Origin of the sequence: Streptomyces shaanxiensis (assembly GCF_039537145.1) — a bacterium.
GTDB lineage: Bacteria > Actinomycetota > Actinomycetes > Streptomycetales > Streptomycetaceae > Streptomyces > Streptomyces shaanxiensis.
The window spans coordinates 76,629-95,798 of sequence record NZ_BAAAZY010000028.1 but is presented as its reverse complement, the minus strand read 5'-3'; the positions used below and the strand labels follow the sequence as shown (position 1 = coordinate 95,798).

Sequence of the window (19,170 nt, the reverse complement as noted above, 5' to 3'; positions counted from 1 at the left end):
TCTCCACGATGTCTACCGAACGGTAACCTTCATGAGGCCGTGGTGGAACGGTTTCGCCGGGCGCGGCCCGTGGTTCACCACAGGTTTCTCTCAGGTCTCGCTTCCTCATGTGTAAACCATTGACGTGCCTGGGTCCCACCCCTACCTTCTGATCGAATTTCCGAACTGCGTTCGATATTCCGAACCGGCTTGGAAGTCCCTTGAACCGTAGGGAGAGCCGCACGTGACCAGACGTCCCCACACCCCGTCCCGCCGCGCCCTGCTGCGCGCGATGGCCGCCGTGCCCGCCTCGGCACTGATCCTGGGCGAGGCCCCCGGCCTGCTCGGCACGGCACTGGCGGCCGCACCGCCGAGCGGCTCGGCCACCCGCTACACCATCGTGCCGTTCCTGAACAGCAACGACGGGACCGTGAACGTCTATCAGTCGGACGACGCCACCGACTTCCGCCTGGCCAAGGCCTCCGCCTACACGCCGCCGAGCAACCGCATCCGCGACGCGAGCATCTTCAAGCACACCAACGGCTACTACTACATCACCTACACGACCCACACCTGGCAGGACACCAGCACCACCATCGGATTCGCCCGCAGCACCGACCGGGTCAACTGGACGTTCCTGTACGACTACACGGTCCCGATCGCGGGCCTCTCCCGGGCCTGGGCGCCGGAGTGGTTCGTCGACAGCGACGGCAGCGTGAACGTCATCGTGTCCTGCTCGACCACCAACGACGAGTGGATCTTCACCCCGTACCTGCTCAAGGCCACGAACTCCGCGCTGACGTCCTGGAGTTCACCGGTCGCGCTGTCCGGCATCGGCGCGAACCACATCGACACCTTCATCGTGAAGATCGGCTCGACCTACCACGCCTTCACGAAGAACGAGACGACGAAGTACATCGAGTACGCGACCGCCTCGAACCTCACCGGCCCCTACACGATCTCCCGTACGGGCAACTGGGCGGGCTGGGGCAGCTACCGCGAGGGCCCCGCGCTCGTCCAGCTCGACAACGGCGGCTGGCGGCTCTTCTTCGACGGCTACGGCGACGGCACGTACTACTACAGCGACAGCTACGACACCTTCGCCACCTGGTCAGCCCCGGCCGCCCTGCCCGCCGTGTCGGGCACGGCACGTCACTTCACGGTCATCAAGGAGACGGTCTCCGGCGGCCCGACCCTCGCGAAGAACGTCACCCGTTCCTTCCAGTCGGCCAACTACTCCACCCGCTACTGGCAGGCGCAGTCCTCCCTGCTCAACCTCCCGGTGGTGAGCGGATCCAGCACGACCGCCGAGAAGCAGGCCTCGACGTTCACGGTCGTGGCCGGCCTCGCGGACGCGAACGGCTACTCCTTCCGCGACGCCTCCGGCCGCTATCTGCGCCACTGGGACTTCCGGGCCCGCTTCGACACCAACGACGGCACCTCGACGTTCGCCAAGGACGCCACGTTCGTCGCCCGCACCGGCACGGCGAGCGGCTCGATCCGCTTCGAGTCGTACAACTACCCCGGGTACTACCTGCGGCACTACAGCTACGAGCTGCGAGTGGAACGATCGAACGGGACGGACTTGTTCCGGCAGGACAGCTCGTTCGTGCCGGTGGCGGCCTGGGCCTGAGCTGGGGACTTGCTGACCTGGGAAGTTCGTTGAGGGAACTGGTGTACTTCACTCCGTCACCGCCTCGGACGGTCGGGTGCGCGAGTACCAGCGTCGGGTGGAGATCACCGTCGACGGCATTGTGGGTCCGCAGACCTGGGGCATGCTGACGGGTGGCGAGGTCACCGCCGCCACCGCACTCACCACAGCCCTGCTGCTGTCCGCGATTCCGCTCGCCCTCCTGGGCCAGGGCTTCCTCGGCCGCCCCTGGCCCGCGGGCCCGCCATGGCTGCTCCCCGCCCTCGCCCTGACGGTCACCGTGACGGCGTTCCTCACCATCGAACTCCCCACCCGCCAGGCACTGCGCACACCACCCGCGGAGGCCATCCGGGCGCAGTGAGCGCCGCTCTCGGCCGGGGGCGGGACCGGTCGCGGTTGACACGGTCAGCCCGCCAAGGCGATCGACACAGCGACGCCCAGGAAACGATGCAACCGAGGAACAGGGACACTGCCGGCCCCACCGTGTGCCGCCACATGAGCACCCGGGTCGTCTGCGGTCGTGCGGCAGATACACCACATCCACTTCCCGCCCCGTCGCCAGCCCCATCCCGCACCCGCGTACCGACGCCGGTCGGTGAAGGCGATGACCGGCACCCACATCGGCCCGCCGGAGTCGGTGGTCCGCACGTTGTCGACCACGATGCCCTGCGTATGCGTCCCACGCTGCCGCAACTGTCGTATCACCACGGTCTCCCGCAGTACGGCCGCACCCAGGACCAGCAGGGCGGCCGCCCCGCACACCAGATGCCGGTGCGGGGAGCGTGCGCGGACTGTTCGGAGGCGGCGTCTGCGGAAACCGGCGACCCCGACGCCGTTCACCGCGGAGCAGGGCCGGCTGCGCTCGGGCATGACTGTCCGAGTAGTGAGCTCCGACTATTTGTCCGATATTGGCCAAAGGGGAAGTCAATGCGAGGATCGAGGAGTCACGTGAGTATTCGCATGTCGCCGAGCAGACCCGTCGCCCCGATGGCCCTGACCGCCGCACTGCTGCTGACCGCAAGTGCGTGCGGTGGTTCCGCCAGCGGCTCCGACGCCGGTGTCGAGGGCGACCTGTCCGGCACCATCCGGGTGGACGGTTCCAGCACGGTGGCTCCGCTGTCCACAGCGGCGGCCCAGCTGTTCCAGGGGGAGAACCCCGGGGTCAGGGTGACGGTGGGCACCTCCGGTACGGGTGGTGGGTTCGAGAAGTTCTGCGCGGGCGAGACCGACATCTCCGATGCCTCGCGTCCGATCGAGGACGACGAGAAGGCGGCCTGCGAGAAGAACGGCATTCAGTACGAGGAGCTCCAGATCGCCAACGACGGGCTGTCGGTCGTGGTGAACGAGGACAACGACTTCGCCGAGTGCCTGACCGTCGAGCAGCTGAAGAAGGTCTGGGAACCCGGCTCCAAGGTCGACAACTGGAACCAGGTCGACGCCAAGTTCCCGGACGAGGAACTGGAGCTCTTCGGCCCGGGTACCGATTCGGGCACCTTCGACTACTTCACCGAGGCCATCAACGGGGAGGAAGGCGCCTCCCGTACGGACTACTCCCCGAGCGAGGACGACAATGTCACCGTGCAGGGCGTGTCCGGCTCCAAGGGCGGCATGGGCTACTTCGGCCTGTCGTACTACGAGGAGAACAAGGACGAGCTGAAGGTGCTGAAGATCAACGACGGCGACGGCTGCGTCGAGCCGACCGCCAAGACCGTGCAGGACGGCAGCTACAAGCCGCTGTCCCGACCGCTGTTCATCTATCCCAAGGCGTCCTCGCTCGACAGGCCGGAGGTCGAGGCGTTCGTCGAGTACTACGTGGGGAACAACGCCGAGATCGCCGAGAAGGCCCAGTTCGTACCGCTGAACAAGACCCAGCAGGCCGAGCTGGACAAGGATCTGGAGAGGCTGCAGGAGCAGCACAGCTCATGACTTCCACAGGCTTCGGGCGCAGGACCGTCCCGGGAGGCCCCGGCTTCCTGAGACGGTCCCAGCCGCGCTACGGCGAGAAGGCCGTCAAGGTCCTGCTGGTGGCCGCCTCGCTGGTCTCGGTGCTGACCACCGTCGGCATCGTCATCGCGCTCATCCCGCCCGCCGCCGAGTTCTTCGGCAAGGTGAGCTTCGGCGACTTCATCACCGGCACCGACTGGTCGCCGCTGTTCAAGCCGCCGCACTTCGGTGTCCTGCCCCTGGTCACCGGCACACTGATGGTCACCTTGATCGCGCTGCTGGTCGCTGTGCCGCTGGGGCTGGGTGCGGCGGTGTACCTGAGCGAGTACGCCAGGCCCAGGGTCCGGGCGTTCTTCAAGCCGATCCTGGAGGTCCTCGCCGGTATCCCCACCGTCGTGTACGGGTTCTTCGCCCTGCAGGCCGTCACCCCGCTGTTGCAGGACATCTGGCCCGGCGGCGAGGGGCCGGAGGTCTTCAACGCGCTCGCGGCGGGCTTCGTCATGGGCATCATGATCATCCCGACGATCGCCTCGCTCTCCGAGGACGCCATGAACGCCGTGCCGAACGACCTGCGCGACGGCGCCTTCGCGCTCGGATCGTCCCGTATGCAGGTCTCCACCCGGGTCGTCTTCCCGGCCGCGCTGTCCGGCATCGTCGCCGCCATCGTGCTCGGCGTCTCGCGTGCGATCGGCGAGACGATGATCGTCGCGGTTGCGGCGGGCGGCCGGCCCAATCTGTCCTTCAATCCCCTTGAGGGCATGCAGACGATGACCGCGTTCATCGCGGCGGCCGGCATCGGCGACCTGCCGACCGGCTCCGTCGGCTACCAGACGATCTTCGCTGTGGGGGCGCTGCTCTTCGTCATGACGCTGGTGATGAACCTGGTCAGTATTCGCCTCGTGCGCAGGTACCGGCAGGTGTACGAGTGATGGGCGCCCCCGTCCTCGACAAGGGACCAGAAGCCGGCATCCCGGAGGCACGCCGGCTCAGGGGCGACGGCATGCCGTGGCGGGAGCGGTTGTTCCAGCTCGGCCTGTGGGCCTCGCTCGCCGTCGGCGTGGTGTTCCTCGGCTGCCTGCTCGTGTATGTCGTGGTGGAGGCATGGCCCCGGCTGGACTCCCGGATCCTGACGAACTTCCCCGACATCATCGACCCTTCACAGGCCGGCGCCCAGTCGGCGATCATGGGCACCATCTGGGTGATCACCTTCACCGCGCTGTACTGCCTGCCCGTCGGTTTCCTCACCGCCATCTATCTGGAGGAGTACGCCGACCCGGAGCGCTGGTGGAACCGCGCGGTCGAGATCAACATCCAGAACCTCGCGGCGGTGCCGTCGATCGTCTACGGCATCCTCGGGCTCGGCATCATCTCCCGGGGCCTGGGCTTCGGGCAGACCGTCCTCACCGCCTCGCTCACCCTGTCGCTTCTGGTCCTGCCCACCGTGATCATCGCCGCGAGGGAGGCGATCCGCGCCGTACCGCCGTCCATCCGCGAGGCGTCCCTGGCGCTGGGTGCCACCCAGTGGCAGACCATCTGGCGCCAGGTGCTGCCCGCCGCCGTGCCCGGCATGGCCACCGGCTCGATCCTCGCCCTGTCCCGGGCCATCGGTGAGGCAGCCCCGCTGCTGCTGCTCGGCGGGCTGACCTTCATCACCTTCAATCCGACCGGTCCGGACAGCCCGTTCACGGTGCTGCCGATCCAGATCTTCAACTGGATCAGCCAGTCCCGTGCCGAATTCGTCTCACTCGCCGCCGCGGCGATCGTGATCCTCCTGGTCATTCTGCTGGCCATGAACTCCCTGGCCATCTGGCTCCGCAACCGCTACTCCCACCGCTGGTGACCGCGCCATGACCGCACAACCCTCTCCACGCCTCCCACGCCTTCGTCTGCGGGCCCTTCGGTACGCGCGGGCGCCCGTGGTGGCCTCCCCCTCCGAGGCCCCCGTCCCCACCGGCGGCACTACGGTCCCGCAGGTCTCCTATCGAGACGCCCCGCCCTTGACCACCCCGGTCTTCGAGGTGGGCGGCCTGTCGGTCTTCTACGGCGCCCACGAAGCCGTCCGAGACGTCAACATGACCATCGGCGACCGCCAGATCACCGCGATGATCGGCCCTTCGGGCTGTGGCAAGTCCACCGTGATCCGCTGCTTCAACCGGATGAACGACCTCATCCCCACGGCCCGCGTGGCCGGGAAGATCCGCTACCACGACGAGGATCTCTACGGCCGGGACGTCGACCCGATCGAGGTGCGGCGCCGCATCGGCATGGTCTTTCAGAAGCCCAACCCGTTCCCGAAGTCGATCTACGACAACATCGCCTACGGACCTCGGGTGGGCGGTTTCAAGGGCGACCTCGACGACTTGGTGGAGGAGACCCTCACCCATGCCGCGCTGTGGGACGAGGTCAAGGACAAGCTGAAGACCTCGGCGCTGGCCCTGTCGGGCGGGCAGCAGCAGCGGCTCTGCATCGCGCGCACCATCGCGGTCAAGCCCGAGGTGATCCTGATGGACGAGCCCTGCTCGGCCCTGGACCCGATCGCCACCGCGAAGATCGAGGACCTGATGGAGCACCTGGCGCAGGAGTTCACGATCGTCGTCGTCACGCACAACATGCAGCAGGCCGCCCGCGTCTCGCATCGCACCGCGTTCTTCACCACGGACGTCGGTGGCGAGGGGGAGCGGCACGGCCGTCTGGTCGAGTACGACGAGACGGCACGTATCTTCTCCAACCCCTCCGACCAGCGGACCGAGGACTACATCACGGGCCGAATCGGCTGATGCCCGTGTTCGACGCATCCGTCGCCGCCGTCACCTTCGGGAACCGCGGGTGAGGGCCATTCCTCGCCTCTTCACCGGGACGGACACTGAGCCGCCGCTGGACAGCTGAGATACGGGAGCGATATTTCGCAAGGCGTACAGCAGTGCTGTTGCCGGGTCTTACGAGGCCGCAGGGCTCGCGAGTACGGCGGCGAGGCGGTCCAGTACGCCGGGCCAGCCGTCGCCCATGCCGTCGAAGGCGGCCTTGCCGAGCGGGGAGTCGAGGTCGAAGCCCTCGTGGGTGAGGAAGAGCCGGGTGCCGTGACCCTCGGGTTCCAGCCGCCAGGTGACGGTGGTGTCGAGGCTCCCCTCGGCGAAGCTGTAGCGGAGCAGCCGCTCCGGGTCGACGGCGAGGACCTCGCAGGGCTGCTCGCCCCAGGGGCCCATGTCGAGGGTGAAGCGGTGGCCGACGGCCGGGCGTACGTCGCCGGCGGCTCACCAGCGGGCGTGCAGCTCCGGGTCGGTCAGCGCCTTCCAGACAGTGGCGGGGGAGTGAGGCAGGAACTGGTCGCAGTGGATGACGGGAGCGCTCTCGGCGGATTCGGAAGTCATGGCTGGGCGGCGTCCTTGCTGTTCGGGTCGGTTTCTTTCGGGTCGAGTCCCTGCTCGGCGTGCTCTTGCTCGTCGAGGAGGTCGCTCAGTGAGCGCATGCGGGCGCGCCAGTAGTGCTCGAAGGGGTGCAGCCATTCGCCGACTTCCGCCAGTGGCTTCGGTTCCAGGTGGTAGAAGCGCTGGCGGCCGCGTGGCTCTTCCCGTACGAGCCGGGCCTGGCGCAGCACCTGGAGATGCTCGGAGATCGCAGGTCGGCTCAGTGCGAAGCGGCCGGCGAGATCATTGACAGCACGCGGCCCCTCCCGCAGGGCATCGAGCAGTTGGCGCCGCACGGGATTGGCGAGTGCGCTGAAGACGTCCGGGGGCATGGCCGCAACAATACGTCGGAGATTTCCGACGCGTCAATGATTTCCGACGCATCGGGCCGGCGGGCGAGCCGTTGTCCCCTGAGCTCGCCGAGCTCGCCGAGCTCGCAGAGCGCGCGTCGCGTGTGGGCGAAGCTGCCTATCGGCCGGGCAGCGAGCGCGGCAGTCCGAACCAGGGCAGCACGCTGTTGTCGACGCGGGTGAAGGCACGGATCCGCAGGCCGGTGAGGGTGAGGACGAACAGGCCGCTGCCGTGGCGAATGCCGGTTCCATGGCGGATGCCGGCGGGGGAGCGAAGGTAGGTCCCGAACGCAGGCTGCCCATTGGCCCGCGTCGGCGCGAGGTCGACCCTCCTGCCCGAGCGGAAGATGCCGGCGAAAAGACCGGCCACGACATCGCGGCCCTGGTGTTCGAGGGGAATCGGCGGCATGGACACGAAGACGTCGTCGGTGAACAAGGCGACCAGCCCGTCCACATCCCCGGACCCGTAGGCGCGGGCGAACTCTGTCACGGGCGCCGCAGACCGGCGCGGGCCCGTTTGAGGGTGCTGTGGACGGACTGGACACTCGAGTCGAGCATGTCGGCCACCTCGTTCGCGTGGAATCCGAGGACGTCGCGAAGGATGAGCACGGCGAGCTGATGAGGCGGCAGGACCTGAAGGGCGGTCACGAAGGCGTGATCAACAACGCCGGGTTCGCCACCTTCGGTCCCTTCCAATGGTCAACGTGGCGAGCATGGCTGCCTACCAGCCCAACCCGCGCATGGCGCTGTACAGGGCGACCAAGGCATTCGTGCTGAGCCTTACCGAGGCGCTGTGGGAGGAGTCGCGCGGTACCGGTTTGCGGGTGCTGGCTGGCCCTGTCTCCCGGTGCCACCCGGACCGAGTCCTTCCACGTCGTGGGCACCACGCAGGCCGCCGGAGGGGCCGGGCTCGCCTCGCCGCCGAGGGAGCATGCCGACGGCGGGAACGCTGTCGTCATGAGGGCGGAGGAGACGCCATCGGCATCGGGTCGACCACGCTGAGCTGCATGTCACTTGGTTCCCCGGCGGAGCGGCGAACCGCGGCCCAGTCTGGAGGGGGAGAGAGGTGGTCGCGGATCGCTGGGTGCCGTGCTCGTTCCGTCTCTAGCAACCTTCGCGAGCGCCGGGCGGTCTTGCCGGATGTCGAGGTCGGGGCGGGGACCTTGCCGACGCGCCGGCCGACGGGCAAAGACGACTTGTCGAGTGCCTGAGTGAGGGTGGAGATGGCGAATCCGAATACCGTGGTGACGTGGGTTGACGCACGCGAGAGACTGCCTCGGAGCGGTACACCGGTGGCAGCAGCGATCACGGGCCGGTATCCAGCTGACAGCGCATCTGAGTCCGATACGGCGGTGGGTGAGGAATTCTGGCTGGTCAGGCCGATGGTTTTCACGACTCTGCACTGGAGTGAGGACGGGGTGGAGCACAGAGACTGCTTCGTCGACTCCGACGGGGTTGTCCGTCTGCCCTACGGCCTGATCAGTGCTGAAACCGTGACTCACTGGGCTGAGTTGCCCACCCTGCCAGGCAAGATGACGCACGGCGTTCTTGGGGAAGACGTGCAGCCGGCTCTCCAGAACGCGTGGGGCGCTCGTCCCCTCACCTGACGCCCTACTCAAGGGGCGATGCCGGCCGGGGCCGCGGGTCAACGCGGTCGGCACCATGTGACTACGGGGTGCAGCGATCGGCTGTCACAGCATGGCCAACTGTATTTCCCTGCCACGATGATCATTGCACCATGCGGACGGTACGTCGTCTGGATCCGGGGACCTTTGGTGGGTTTGCAGGGCGAGGCTCGCCAGGGTCATGAGCAGGTCGATGTCCGAGTCGGATTCCAGGCGGATGGTCACCCAGTGCGAACCGGGCACCAGCCGGATCGCGGTCGAGTCCTTCAGGTCGTCCTGGAAGCGGAGGATCGTCCTGGCCGTGAGGTGCAGGTCGACGCTCCGGTCCGAGTGGAAGTGTGCGATCTCGGCTCTGGGCGAGCGCAGCGCCCGGCCGGTGCCGCAGCTGGGCGGGGCCTCCGAAAGGTCCGGCCAGCTCGCCAGTTGCGTTATGGCACGTGACGCGGTGGTCATGGCTCCATCATGGGTCGCTCACCGCCCGGCCACCAAGGCTCGAGGAAGCCGTAACCGGAGAAGCGACACGTCACAGCGTGCGGGGAAAATATGTGGCGCTTCGATCCTCAGGAATACGTCATTCGGGATGCGGCCATGGAGCGTGTACGGCCCAGGCGCGACCCGCCGGACACGCATTGCGGCCGGACCGACTTTGACGGCACTGCGGATCAGTGCCTCGCCGAGCCCGGCACTCAACCGCCAAGCCGACTTGTAACGTTCGGCGGGCCGCACGCACTGAGGGGTATGAGCCATGACGACCTGCGTGCACTGTTCCTCAATTGCACGCTGAAGAAGAGCCCGGAGCGCAGCCACACCCAGGGCCTGATCGACCTCAGCTCGCGGATCATGGAGAAGCAGGGCGTCTCTGTCGAGCACCTGCGGCCGATCGACCACGAGATCGCCACCGGTGTGTGGCCGGACATGACCGAGCACGGCTGGGAACGCGACGCGTGGCCGTCGATCTACGAGCAGGTGATGGCCGCCGACATCCTCGTCATCGCCGGTCCGATCTGGCTGGGTGACAACAGCTCGGTCGCCAAGCTGGTCATCGAGCGGCTCTACGCATGCTCGGGCCTGCTCAACGACGCCGGACAGTACGCCTATTACGGGCGTGTGGGCGGCTGTCTGATCACCGGCAACGAGGACGGCGCCAAGCACTGCGCGATGAACGTCCTCTACAGCCTGCAGCACTTGGGATACACCATCCCGCCGCAGGCGGACGCGGGCTGGATCGGAGAGGCCGGGCCGGGCCCCTCCTATCTCGATCCGGGCTCCGGCGGTCCCGCCAACGACTTCACCAACAGGAACACCACGTTCATGACGTGGAACCTGCTGCACATGGCACGGCTGCTCAAGGACGCCGGTGGCATTCCGGCGCACGGGAACCAGCGGTCCCAGTGGGACGCGGGGTGCCGGTTCGACTTCGAGAATCCGGAATATCGCTAAGTAAGTAACGAAAGGCCGAAAAGTGACCGACGACAAGACTGCTGAGGTGACCGCCGAGATGACCGCCGAGACCACTGAGACCGTCCCCACCTGCGCCTACCCGGGCTGTACCAACCCGCCCGAGACGCCCGCCCCCGACGCGCAGGGCCCGGCGTCGCGCTACTGCGGGCACCCGGAGCACAACGCGCTGGGCGCGTTCAGGAAGTTCCGCGCCAAACGGCAGCAGCGCAAGGAGGAGAGGCGTGTGGCGGCCGAGGCCAAGAAGGCGGCCAAGGAGGAGTGGAAGGGTGCCCAGGCGCCGGTGGCCGGTCAGTCCTGGCCCGCCGCCCCGGAGCTGTCCGGGCAGATCCCTGGCGCCGAAGTGGTGCCCCAGGCGCATGGACACGCGCCGGTCGCCGAGGCGTCCGGGCACGCGTCGGCAGAAGCCGTGCACGCCGAGATGGAGACGATAGCGGCGATGGAGGCCATGGTCGTGATCCCGACGGTCGACGGCGACCGTGCTGCCCAGTCACGCGACGCTCTCGTCGCGCTCATCATGCGGCTTGCCTCCGATCTGCCCTCCTACATCGAGGAGTTGGCGATCATCACCGACTCCGCGGCGGCCGAGGCCCGCATCGAGACGGTCACCCGGGCCGCGGCGCAGCGCATCCTGGCCGCAGAGGAGCGCGCGACGCTCGCCGAGGAGGCGGCCGACCTGGCCGTCACCGCGCTCGACACGGCGCAGCAGAAGTTCGCCGAGGAGACCGCCGCGATCCGGGAGGAGACGTCCCGGCAGATCGCGGACGCCGAGTTCGTCCGGGCAGAGCTGGAGCGTTACCGCGAGCGGGTCGGCATGCTGGAGGTCCGGCTCGACGCCGTCCGTGACGAGGCCGACGAGCTGCGCCGCGCGAGGGCCGCGCACCCCGTCTCCGTGGAAGCCGAGCCGCAGCGCCCCGCGGAGCAGTGCTGACGTGACTCCTGGAAGAGCGGCGGACGTTCATGTGTAACGTTCGCCGCTCTTCCGTCTCTGAATACCCGTGGCCAAGACGCAGAGGCCATCGCCCAGACAAGAAACGGAAAATCCTCATGTGCCGAAACAAGCGCCCCGTCCTCTGGATCGCCACGGCCGTGGTCGTCGTCGTGGCGGCCGTCGGGCTCTACCTCTTCCAGCCTTGGCGGCTGTTCACCACCAACCGCGTGGACGAGGCGGCTCCGGCGAGCTCCGGCCGGCAGGGGGCCGCCGCCGCGCCGCTGGCGACCGGTGACTTCATCTCCCACGAGCACAAGACCAGCGGCGCGGTGGAGGTCCACAAGCTCGCGGACGGCAAGGCGACGCTGCGCCTGGCGGACCTGCGCACCTCCGACGGCCCGGCGCTGCACGTGTGGCTGAGCGACCAGCCGGTCGAGAAGGACGGCGGCAGCAACCTCGACGACGGCAAGCACATCGACCTCGGCGACCTCAAGGGCAACGAGGGCAACCAGAACTACGCGATCCCGGCGGGCACGGACCTCGACAAGTTCTCCACGGTGACGATCTGGTGTGAGCGCTTCAGCGTCTCCTTCGGCGCGGCCGAGCTGGAGCAGCGCGCCTGACGAAAAGCCGTACAGAAGGCCGTGGAGCGGGTGACGATGCCACCCGCTCCACGGCTTTTCCGGTTCGGACAGGTCCTACGACACCAGGATCGGGATGAGCAGAGCCACGCAGGTGATCAGGCTCCACAGCGCGGGCGCCGCGCTCAGCGTCTGCTCGTGACGCGCCGCCGCCCGCGCCGCGGTCGCCTCACTGCGGGTCAGGTGCCACGGGGCGACCCGCTCCTCCAGCCGCTGGTAGACCAGGCCGAGTACGGCGCCGTAGGCGAGGTGGCCGATCAGGGAGGGGAAGGAGAGGGCCAGCGCGGCGGCGCTCCACCGGGGTTCCGCGCCCAGCAGCACGGGAAGCAGCGTCAGGTTGCCCAGGACCCACCACACGAAGCCGTACGACACACCCCAGCCGATCCCGGAGGCCGGGTCGAAGCTGCGACGGCGGAAGAGCACCGCGTAAGTTACCCCGACGGCCTGGGAGATCAGCAGATGGATGACCAGGCCCGCGACCGCGGACTCCGAGCCGACCAGGGAGGCGACCACGGGCAGGAAACCCACGGCGACCATGACACCCGTGAAGATCGCACCGCCGGCCAGCCCGGCGATGACGCCGTGCCAGATCGAGATCACCCGCCCACCGGCGAGACGTCCCTCCAGGGTGTGCCGTACGTCGTCGGAGAACACCGCCCGCGACAGGACCCCCAGCAGGCTGGTGAGCAGGGCCGTACCGGCACCGAGCAGCACATGAGCGGGCAGCGCTGCCACGGCGGTGCGCACCGCGGCCGACGTCCACTGCAGCCCGCGGCCGTCCAACAGCGGCGAGAGCGTCACGGCCGCGAGCACCCACCACACGAAGCCGAAGGCGGCGCCGCGGATCAGCGCCGGACCCGCGCCCTCGCGAGGGTCGCCGAAGACCACCGCGTAGGAGGCGCCGACCAGCGCCCCGACGATCAGCCCGTTCCAGCCGAGGCCCAGCACCGCCTCGGCGGACAGCCCGTTCGAGCCGAGGCCGAGTACCGCGCCGGTGAACAGCCCCGCGGCGGCGGCACGTAGCAGGAGACCGGGCCTGAGCCGGCGTTCCTTGCGGGACAGCACGGCGAGGACGGCGGCCGTGACCGCGCCGTAGGCCAGGTGGCCGAGCAGGCTGGGGATCAGCGCCTGCGCCGTCGCCGCATCCCAGGACACCGGCCTGCCGAGCAGCAGCGGCAGCAGCGTCAGCGGTCCGAGGAACCACCACAGCACGCCGTATGCGAGCCCCCAGAACAGCAGCTCGCGCTGGCGTGCCACGAGCACGCCGAAGACGCTTCCGATGATCGCCGCGATCAGCAGGTGGACGGCGAAGCCCACGACGGGCGAGTCGGTTCTGACGATCGCCGCGACGGTGGGCAGATACCCGATCACCGCCATCACCTGGCCGAAGACCAGTCCTCCCACGAGACCGGCGAGGGCTCCGCATATGGCGTCACGCATGGCGATCCCCCGTCGAGGAAGCGGAAGAGGAAGAGGAGAGGGTGATGTCTCTGGGGAAGACCAGGTCGAGGGTCCAGTCGGCGAGTACCCGCAGCCGTTTCTCCACGCCGGGCAGCTTGCTCAGGTAGATCGAGCGCCACAGGACCCAGGCGAGGAAGCCGGAGACCTGGCGCCCGCCGATCTCGCCGGCCGCCGTGCGGTGCCCGAGCGAAACCAGCACGCCGAGCCCGCCGAAGCGGAACGGAACCGGACGGCGTCCGCGGAGCACCGCGGCGATGTTCCTCGCCACCGCCTTGCCCTCGCGGACGGCGTGCTGTGCGGTCGGTGGATAGACCCCGCCCGCCGGGTCGGGAATTCGCGCGCAGTCGCCGAGCGCCCAAAGGCCGGCCAGGCCGGGGACCTGCATGCTGGGTTCCACGGCGACCGGCCCCTGCATGACCTGCTGCACCAGCGGGTTCGGCCGGTTGCCCGCCGTCCAGGCCAGTGTGCGGGTGGGGATGGTCTCGCCCGAGTCGAGCGTGATGTCCTCGGCGGTGGCCTTGCTCACGCGCGTGCCGAGGCGGAACTCGATGCCACGTCCACCGAGTTTGCGCTGCGCGTACAGCCCGAGCTTCGGCGACAGCTCCGGCAGCAGCCGCTCACCCGAGTGCACGAGCACGAACCTGGGGCGCAGCCCGTGCAGCCGCGGATAGAAGTGCAGTACGTCGTGGACGAGGTCGAAGAGTTCGGCCACCAACTCCGTCCCGGCGAATCCGCCGCCCGCGACCACGAACGTCAGCAATCTGGCCTGCTCGGCCGGGTCCGGTTCGAGGTCGGCCCGCTCCAGCGCGCTCAGCACCTGGTCGCGCAGCCTGGTGGCGTCCTCGATGGACTTCATCGGGACGGCGTGCTCGCCCACTCCGGGCAGGTCGAAGAAGTGCGGCACCCCGCCGACCGCCAGGACCAGTTCGTCGTACGGCACACGGAGCGTTCCCTCCTTGCCCGCGGAGACGTAGGCGTTGCGCGTGCGGGTGTCGATCGACGTCACTCGCCCGTGCAGGAAGGAGGTGTGGTCGAGCCCGGACCGCACCGGGGCGCTCACATGTCTGGCCTCCACCGTGCTGGAGGCGACGCCGACCAGCAGCGGGGTGAACAGCAGGAAGTTCGAGTCGCTGATCAGCGTCACATGGGCGTCGAGCCCGCGGCCGACGCGCCGGTCCAGCTCGCGTGCGGCGCCGACGCCGCCGAACCCACCGCCGACGATCACGATGTGGGGTTTGGCCCGTGGGGGAGCCGGCTGGGGCGGGAACCAGGTCGCGAGGGCGTGGCGGACGAGCCCGGCTGTCGCGCCGAACAGGGCGGCACCGACGAGTTCGGGGAAGCGCGCCACGGCCACCGCGATCGTCCAGGACGGTGTCCTGCCCTCCAGCGCGGGAGCGAGAGTGAGGGTCCAGGTCACCCAGTCGAGCAGGCCGACCAGCAGACCGACGGAGAACGCCGAGCCGTTGCTCTGCCGGTGCTCGCCGAAGAGGAGACCGAGTACAGCACCCAGCACCGCAGTGTGCGCGGCCCAGGGGAGCAAGGGCGGGTCCGTGACGGCAGCGACGATCGCGCCACCGGGCAGTCCGGCGAGGATGCCGAACAGGAGTCTTCTGAGCAGAGTCATGCCCGTTCAGAGCGGGCACGCCGCACGAGCGTTACAAGGCCCGTCGGCTCACTGCCGCTTGAAGTTCCGGAAGGCGCCGAGCAGCTGTTCCCGGGCCTCCGACGAGATCTCGTCCGGGGTCAGTTCGCCGGTGGCGGCGATCGTCTGACGGAACTGGTCGAGATAGGTCTCGCACCCGGAGCACTCCGCCAGGTGCTCGATGAAGCGCCGCTCGTCGTCCTCGGGCAGGGCGCCGTCGAGGAATTCGGTCACCAGCTCCACGAAGTCGTTGCAGTTCACGACTGTCCCCTCCCGCCCGCGACGTCATGGGCACCGGACAAGTAGGTCTCCAGTTTACGGCGCAACAACGCCCTGGCCCGATGGAGCAGGACGCGTTGGTTTCCGGGCGAGATCTCCAGCAGGGAGCACACCTCCTCCGAGGCGTACCCCGCGACGTCGCGCAGGGTGATCACCGTGCGGAGGCGGGGCGGCAGCTCGTCGATGGCCTCCGCGATCACCTCGCGGACCTCGCCGCGCAGCACATGGTCCTCGGGAATGTGCCAGGGGTGCGGCTTCTGCCCTACGGCCCAGTGCCCGGCGTACGGCTCGCCGGGGCCGCGGAACCGCTCGGCGTCCACCGTCGGTCCCTCCTCCTCCGGCAGCAGGCTGGTGAAGGGAACGGTCCTGCTCTCCTTCGTGCCGCGCGCCTTGGCCGTGTTGACCAGGATCCGGTACACCCAGGTCTTCAGGGACGAACGGCCCTCGAAGTCGCCGATCCCCCTGATGACCGCGAGCCAGGTGTCCTGGACGGCCTCCTGCGCGGAATCCTTGGTGGACACGAACGACATGGCCAGCCGGAGCATGCTGCCCGACCACGTGTCCAGCACCAGGGCGAACGCGTCCTCGTCACCGTCACGCAGCCGCTGGACCAGGACCTCGTCCGGGGGCAGTTCGCGTGCTCCGGCCATTCGTCTTTCTCCTTGCCGGCTGTCAACTGGGAGGGGCAGCCTAGGGGAAGCCCAGTGGGTGCGATCGTATAGCGGCCCGCTTGTTCATCTGCCGGTAAGGACATGCACGGCCAGGGGGACGGTGCGGCAGCGGGTCTGCTCAAGGCCCGGATCAAAGCCACGGTGCGGACAGCACAGCAGTGGGACGACGTGCGTACGTCGGCGAACGGCGCGGAACGGCTACCGCGTGCCCGTGAGGCGGAGGAGAGGCCGCGGTCCATCGCCGAGCGGCTGCCGCGGCCCGATGCCCGCGGAGTGGCCGAACTGGCGGAGGTGCACCGGGCCGTCACCGCCCGTGATCCGCGGGCGTACATGTCCGCGATCGACTCACTGACCGAGATGTGGCTGTTCACCCCAGTCACGCCGGACCAGCTGCGCAGCAGACTGCAGGATCAAGGAACGCGGCTACCACGTCGTCCCTCAGTGGAAAGTCAGCGGCAAACGCATCGACCTCGTTGTCGTCGGAGAGACGAGCCGCCTTGCCGTGGAGTGCGACGGCAGCCCGTATCACTCCACGCCTGACCAGATCCGTGACGACTACGAGCGGGAGCGAGAACTGCGCCGGGCCGGCTGGCAGTTCTGGCGCATACGCAGCAGCGAGTTCGCCCTGGCTCCGGAAGATTCGCTGACTCCGTTGTGGAAGCGCCTTGACGCTCTGGGCATCCAGCCCGGAGTCACCGAGGAGGTCCAGGGCGACTCGGGGAGCACCTGGGCCCCGGTCGAGATGGACGATGCCGACCTCACCGCTGATGAACTCGACGACATGCTCGATGAGGATGCCTCCGTCTCTCTCAAAGGAGTCTGATGGGCACGAGATCTTCGACGACAGCACGCTGACGGAGATCGCCCACCTGATCTGTGGGGACGAGACGCCGCTGCTCTACTTGAAGGGGTACGAGATAGCCGTGTTCTTCCAGCGGGTGGGCTGGGACGACGTTCCGGAGTACGACGGCACACCGAGGCACAAGTGGGCCCGGGAACTCATGGACCGACTGGCCGCGTCCCCGGACGGACGGGTGATCAACACGGGAAGCATGCAGTACCGCAAGGGTCACATTGACCTGGACGACCTCAACAGCACCAAAGGCCGCTACCGCATGATCAAGGCGTACGGGACCGCCGAGCTCGGCACGGTTCTGTTCACACAGGAGTTCGCTCGACGCGTGCGGGACAAAAACGTCACCATGTCTGCTCAACCCTGAACAGGGCGCCGAGCCCTTGCTGCACCTGGCCACCGTCGCCAATCCTCAGTCGGTGAACGGCGCCTACTTTCACCGGCTCAACCGCGAGGAGCCCAAGAACCCGCAGACCCGTGACCCGCAGCTGGCCGAGCAACTATGGGAGCCTTCGGCGGAACTGACCGGTCTCCCGACGCGCCTGAGATAGGAGCTGGCCAAAAGTTCGTCGTTGAACTGTCCTCGGGAATGCGTTTCGGGTGCGACCAGCAGGGTGAGCAGCTCGTCGTGGGTGCTGGGGGCACGACACCGATGTTTGATCACGTGGTTATCGCCTGGTTGGTGCGGCGTGCGGCCCGATCGAAGCGGATGCTGCCGGGCAGCGGGAGTCGTGCGGCCGTGGCTTCGGCCACTCGGAAGACTCTTTCGATCTTCACTGGGTGCCGGCTGCCCCCGCTCTGTACCGTCCCGTCACGGCATCAACCCCAGCACCGACGGCATCGCAACCTCCTCGATCAACAACAAGCCGTCCGCTGCCTGCCCCTCCCTTTCCGCGATCACGGCCCGCACACGAAGTAGGCCCTGCTCATCGAACAGGGACTCCTTCTGCCACAACGCACTACAGCGTTCGGTACACCCGAACGGTCAGCGGCGGGTGCTCATAGGACTCTGGGCAGTAGTAGATCTGCAATTCTTCGCCTCCCAGATTGATCATGGTCGGGTCGCCCACCGGTGGGTAGCCTCTCCGGTCATCGGCGTCGGCGTCCTCCAGCGGGCGCCAACCGCCTTCGTTGTCCTCGTTCCATTCACTGAGGCCAACGGTGAGCAGGGGCTCGGTCACCGTGCCGCATTCGCATCGTGGCGGGTCGGCGGCATCGGCATCGTCCGAAGAGACGACACCCCAGCCGCCGGTCTTCCAGCCCGGAGCCACCGCGAACTCGGTGTAGTGATGGCCGGTCTCCTCCTGCCACGCGTCCACGCGTGCGCTCACCGCAGCAGGCAGCTGGGTGGGCGCCGGGTACTCGGTCACCTGTTCCGGATGCAGGACACAGGGGGCGGGCCAATAGTCGTCCAGTTCGATGACAGGCGGCTCCGGTGGTGGCGAAAGAAGTGCGGTGACCCGGTCGGCACGGCGCCAGCGCACGTGGATGGCCGGGATGTCGTCGTCGTGGTCCATGAACGGGCACCACAGGATCTGCAGCAGGTCGGTGCCATCCGGGACAGGCAGTCCGGGGACGTCCCGGGCATAGAGCTGAGCCACGGGCAGCAGCGGCACCGGATCCGTACAGGGGCTGTCGGTCTCCCTCGGTGTCCTTCGGTCGAAGATCGACTGTTCCTCGGGCGTGGGCGGTTCATCGTCCGGCCGTGACCACCGGGCGACCGCAATGTGATACCAGGCGCGCACCGCCTCCAGCTCCACCACCTCGTACACCTCGTGCGACCGTGTGCACGTCGGCCACGGCTCGTCCCGCGGCCACAGCAGCGGGCCACCCACCGAACTGTCCTCAACCGTGGGCACGCCCGACCGCGGATGCAGCCGAGTGACGTTCCTGGACATCGTGGCCAACTCCGGGAACGCCCCGGTCACATCCAAAGGCCGCGGCGGCGTCGTACGTGTCACGGGATCTCCATACCTCTCACATGCGCTGGGCAGGCCATCGAAGCACGCGGCACTGACAGGCCCCCCTGGCCGCCGAGAGACGGATCCACCGCCAGATCCGTCACGGGACCCATCGGTGCGGCTCCGGTGCCGGTCGGACTCCTGGTACAGCGGCCGCCAAGGCCGTCGCGCGACGATGTTGCGCATGTGCCGGAAGGTGTTGCCGGGGAGAAGGGTGCCGGTGAGGAGCCGCGTGTGCGCAGTGTGCTACTCGACGCCGGGATTTCGACCGGCGCGGGTTGCAGCGCATGCGTCACGGGCGTTCCCTGGAAGTGTTCAAA

General features: G+C 68.2%; 23 protein-coding genes and 1 pseudogene. 13 read left to right on the top strand and 11 right to left on the bottom strand.

The window, feature by feature from the left end; all coding sequences use genetic code 11:
- Positions 1–223 precede the first annotated feature (223 nt).
- Positions 224–1,612 carry a glycoside hydrolase family 43 protein gene (locus ABD932_RS38675; protein ID WP_345020459.1) on the top strand — a complete coding sequence of 463 codons (1,389 nt, stop codon included), beginning with the start codon at positions 224–226 and terminating at the stop codon, positions 1,610–1,612.
- Between the two features lie 76 nt (positions 1,613–1,688).
- On the top strand, positions 1,689–1,991 hold the full coding sequence (locus ABD932_RS38670) for a peptidoglycan-binding domain-containing protein (RefSeq protein WP_425587581.1): 303 nt from the start codon (positions 1,689–1,691) through the stop codon (positions 1,989–1,991).
- A 44-nt stretch (positions 1,992–2,035) separates the two neighbouring features.
- Here ABD932_RS38670 and ABD932_RS38665 read toward each other — a convergent pair whose 3' ends face one another.
- Positions 2,036–2,500 carry a hypothetical protein gene (locus ABD932_RS38665; RefSeq protein ID WP_345020458.1) on the bottom strand — a complete coding sequence of 155 codons (465 nt, stop codon included), beginning with the start codon at positions 2,498–2,500 and terminating at the stop codon, positions 2,036–2,038.
- Positions 2,501–2,578: 78 nt separating this feature from the next.
- On the opposite strand from ABD932_RS38665, the gene ABD932_RS38660 reads away from it, so the two are divergent.
- The 4 genes from ABD932_RS38660 (at position 2,579) to pstB (ending at position 6,351) form a co-directional block, all read left to right on the top strand.
- The gene (locus tag ABD932_RS38660) at positions 2,579–3,556 is read left to right on the top strand and encodes a PstS family phosphate ABC transporter substrate-binding protein (RefSeq protein WP_345020457.1); all 978 of its coding nucleotides are present in this window, start codon (positions 2,579–2,581) and stop codon (positions 3,554–3,556) included.
- Complete coding sequence (gene pstC, locus ABD932_RS38655) at positions 3,553–4,503, top strand: phosphate ABC transporter permease subunit PstC (RefSeq protein WP_345020456.1); 951 nt, start codon at positions 3,553–3,555, stop codon at positions 4,501–4,503. The genes ABD932_RS38660 and pstC overlap by 4 nt, the downstream gene beginning before the upstream one ends.
- The gene (pstA, locus tag ABD932_RS38650; protein ID WP_345020455.1) at positions 4,503–5,414 is read left to right on the top strand and encodes a phosphate ABC transporter permease PstA; all 912 of its coding nucleotides are present in this window, start codon (positions 4,503–4,505) and stop codon (positions 5,412–5,414) included. Before pstC ends, pstA begins: the two co-directional genes overlap by 1 nt.
- A gap of 157 nt (positions 5,415–5,571) precedes the next feature.
- Positions 5,572–6,351 carry a phosphate ABC transporter ATP-binding protein PstB gene (pstB, locus tag ABD932_RS38645; RefSeq protein WP_345020454.1) on the top strand — a complete coding sequence of 260 codons (780 nt, stop codon included), beginning with the start codon at positions 5,572–5,574 and terminating at the stop codon, positions 6,349–6,351.
- Between the two features lie 159 nt (positions 6,352–6,510).
- On the opposite strand, the pseudogene ABD932_RS38640 reads toward pstB, so the two are convergent.
- From ABD932_RS38640 to ABD932_RS38625, 4 genes and pseudogenes are all read right to left on the bottom strand, one after another.
- Positions 6,511–6,804, bottom strand: a pseudogene (locus ABD932_RS38640) (SRPBCC family protein); the annotation flags it as partial.
- Positions 6,805–6,938: 134 nt separating this feature from the next.
- A complete protein-coding gene (locus ABD932_RS38635) occupies positions 6,939–7,310 on the bottom strand; it encodes an ArsR/SmtB family transcription factor (RefSeq protein ID WP_345020453.1) in 372 nt (123 codons plus the stop codon).
- 136 nt (positions 7,311–7,446) lie between these two features.
- Positions 7,447–7,818 carry a nuclear transport factor 2 family protein gene (locus ABD932_RS38630; RefSeq protein ID WP_345020452.1) on the bottom strand — a complete coding sequence of 124 codons (372 nt, stop codon included), beginning with the start codon at positions 7,816–7,818 and terminating at the stop codon, positions 7,447–7,449.
- Positions 7,815–7,976, bottom strand: coding sequence for a sigma factor-like helix-turn-helix DNA-binding protein (locus ABD932_RS38625; protein WP_345020450.1), 162 nt, complete (start codon positions 7,974–7,976; stop codon positions 7,815–7,817). The genes ABD932_RS38630 and ABD932_RS38625 overlap by 4 nt, the downstream gene beginning before the upstream one ends.
- A 47-nt stretch (positions 7,977–8,023) precedes the next feature.
- On the opposite strand from ABD932_RS38625, the gene ABD932_RS44150 reads away from it, so the two are divergent.
- Together ABD932_RS44150 and ABD932_RS38615 are read left to right on the top strand one after the other, a co-directional pair.
- Positions 8,024–8,539: an SDR family NAD(P)-dependent oxidoreductase gene (locus ABD932_RS44150; protein ID WP_425587580.1), complete on the top strand. Its 516-nt coding sequence runs from the start codon at positions 8,024–8,026 to the stop codon at positions 8,537–8,539.
- A 12-nt stretch (positions 8,540–8,551) separates the two neighbouring features.
- Positions 8,552–8,935: an AQJ64_40280 family protein gene (locus ABD932_RS38615; RefSeq protein ID WP_345020448.1), complete on the top strand. Its 384-nt coding sequence runs from the start codon at positions 8,552–8,554 to the stop codon at positions 8,933–8,935.
- Positions 8,936–9,019: 84 nt separating this feature from the next.
- Here the strand turns inward: ABD932_RS38615 and ABD932_RS38610 are convergent, their stop codons facing one another.
- Entirely contained in the window at positions 9,020–9,406 is a 387-nt protein-coding gene (locus ABD932_RS38610; RefSeq protein WP_345020446.1) for a luciferase domain-containing protein, read from the bottom strand.
- Between the two features lie 285 nt (positions 9,407–9,691).
- Here ABD932_RS38610 and ABD932_RS38605 point away from each other — a divergent pair, with 285 nt between their 5' ends.
- From ABD932_RS38605 to ABD932_RS38595, 3 genes are all read left to right on the top strand, one after another.
- Positions 9,692–10,393, top strand: a complete 702-nt coding sequence (locus ABD932_RS38605) for a flavodoxin family protein (RefSeq protein WP_345020444.1) — start codon at positions 9,692–9,694, stop codon at positions 10,391–10,393.
- Between the two features lie 22 nt (positions 10,394–10,415).
- A complete protein-coding gene (locus ABD932_RS38600) occupies positions 10,416–11,342 on the top strand; it encodes a hypothetical protein (RefSeq protein ID WP_345020442.1) in 927 nt (308 codons plus the stop codon).
- A gap of 116 nt (positions 11,343–11,458) precedes the next feature.
- Positions 11,459–11,965, top strand: coding sequence for a DM13 domain-containing protein (locus ABD932_RS38595; protein WP_345020440.1), 507 nt, complete (start codon positions 11,459–11,461; stop codon positions 11,963–11,965).
- Positions 11,966–12,040: 75 nt separating this feature from the next.
- On the opposite strand, the gene ABD932_RS38590 is transcribed toward ABD932_RS38595, so the two are convergent.
- Genes ABD932_RS38590 through ABD932_RS38575 form a run of 4 tightly spaced genes read right to left on the bottom strand, consistent with a single transcriptional unit; the run spans position 12,041 to position 16,015 of the window.
- Positions 12,041–13,423, bottom strand: a complete 1,383-nt coding sequence (locus ABD932_RS38590) for a hypothetical protein (protein ID WP_345020439.1) — start codon at positions 13,421–13,423, stop codon at positions 12,041–12,043.
- Positions 13,416–15,068, bottom strand: a complete 1,653-nt coding sequence (locus ABD932_RS38585) for an NAD(P)/FAD-dependent oxidoreductase (RefSeq protein WP_345020438.1) — start codon at positions 15,066–15,068, stop codon at positions 13,416–13,418. The genes ABD932_RS38590 and ABD932_RS38585 overlap by 8 nt, the downstream gene beginning before the upstream one ends.
- Positions 15,069–15,116: 48 nt before the next feature.
- Positions 15,117–15,347 carry an anti-sigma factor family protein gene (locus tag ABD932_RS38580; RefSeq protein ID WP_345020436.1) on the bottom strand — a complete coding sequence of 77 codons (231 nt, stop codon included), beginning with the start codon at positions 15,345–15,347 and terminating at the stop codon, positions 15,117–15,119.
- Positions 15,344–16,015: an RNA polymerase sigma factor gene (locus ABD932_RS38575; RefSeq protein WP_345020434.1), complete on the bottom strand. Its 672-nt coding sequence runs from the start codon at positions 16,013–16,015 to the stop codon at positions 15,344–15,346. Before ABD932_RS38575 ends, ABD932_RS38580 begins: the two co-directional genes overlap by 4 nt.
- A 430-nt stretch (positions 16,016–16,445) precedes the next feature.
- On the opposite strand from ABD932_RS38575, the gene ABD932_RS38570 reads away from it, so the two are divergent.
- Both ABD932_RS38570 and ABD932_RS38565 read left to right on the top strand, forming a co-directional pair.
- Positions 16,446–16,859 (top strand): hypothetical protein, encoded by a 414-nt coding sequence (locus ABD932_RS38570; protein WP_345020949.1) that lies wholly within the window; start codon positions 16,446–16,448, stop codon positions 16,857–16,859.
- Positions 16,831–17,256: a Rossmann-fold NAD(P)-binding domain-containing protein gene (locus tag ABD932_RS38565; protein WP_345020432.1), complete on the top strand. Its 426-nt coding sequence runs from the start codon at positions 16,831–16,833 to the stop codon at positions 17,254–17,256. Before ABD932_RS38570 ends, ABD932_RS38565 begins: the two co-directional genes overlap by 29 nt.
- 592 nt (positions 17,257–17,848) lie before the next feature.
- Here ABD932_RS38565 and ABD932_RS38560 read toward each other — a convergent pair.
- Entirely contained in the window at positions 17,849–18,850 is a 1,002-nt protein-coding gene (locus ABD932_RS38560) for a hypothetical protein (protein ID WP_345020430.1), read from the bottom strand.
- Positions 18,851–19,170 lie beyond the last annotated feature (320 nt).

What these genes read in the sequence shown, in the direction of transcription:
- ABD932_RS38575 (WP_345020434.1), bottom strand. Translation starts at nt 16,015, where the DNA reads ATGGCCGGAGCACGCGAACTGCCCCCGGACGAGGTCCTGGTCCAGCGG.
- ABD932_RS38585 (WP_345020438.1), bottom strand. Translation starts at nt 15,068, where the DNA reads ATGACTCTGCTCAGAAGACTCCTGTTCGGCATCCTCGCCGGACTGCCC.
- ABD932_RS38665 (WP_345020458.1), bottom strand. Translation starts at nt 2,500, where the DNA reads ATGCCCGAGCGCAGCCGGCCCTGCTCCGCGGTGAACGGCGTCGGGGTC.
- ABD932_RS38565 (WP_345020432.1), top strand. Translation starts at nt 16,831, where the DNA reads ATGCCTCCGTCTCTCTCAAAGGAGTCTGATGGGCACGAGATCTTCGAC.
- pstC (WP_345020456.1), top strand. Translation starts at nt 3,553, where the DNA reads ATGACTTCCACAGGCTTCGGGCGCAGGACCGTCCCGGGAGGCCCCGGC.
- ABD932_RS38595 (WP_345020440.1), top strand. Translation starts at nt 11,459, where the DNA reads ATGTGCCGAAACAAGCGCCCCGTCCTCTGGATCGCCACGGCCGTGGTC.
- ABD932_RS38615 (WP_345020448.1), top strand. Translation starts at nt 8,552, where the DNA reads ATGGCGAATCCGAATACCGTGGTGACGTGGGTTGACGCACGCGAGAGA.
- ABD932_RS38590 (WP_345020439.1), bottom strand. Translation starts at nt 13,423, where the DNA reads ATGCGTGACGCCATATGCGGAGCCCTCGCCGGTCTCGTGGGAGGACTG.
- ABD932_RS44150 (WP_425587580.1), top strand. Translation starts at nt 8,024, where the DNA reads ATGGTCAACGTGGCGAGCATGGCTGCCTACCAGCCCAACCCGCGCATG.
- pstA (WP_345020455.1), top strand. Translation starts at nt 4,503, where the DNA reads ATGGGCGCCCCCGTCCTCGACAAGGGACCAGAAGCCGGCATCCCGGAG.
- ABD932_RS38635 (WP_345020453.1), bottom strand. Translation starts at nt 7,310, where the DNA reads ATGCCCCCGGACGTCTTCAGCGCACTCGCCAATCCCGTGCGGCGCCAA.
- ABD932_RS38610 (WP_345020446.1), bottom strand. Translation starts at nt 9,406, where the DNA reads ATGACCACCGCGTCACGTGCCATAACGCAACTGGCGAGCTGGCCGGAC.
- ABD932_RS38605 (WP_345020444.1), top strand. Translation starts at nt 9,692, where the DNA reads ATGAGCCATGACGACCTGCGTGCACTGTTCCTCAATTGCACGCTGAAG.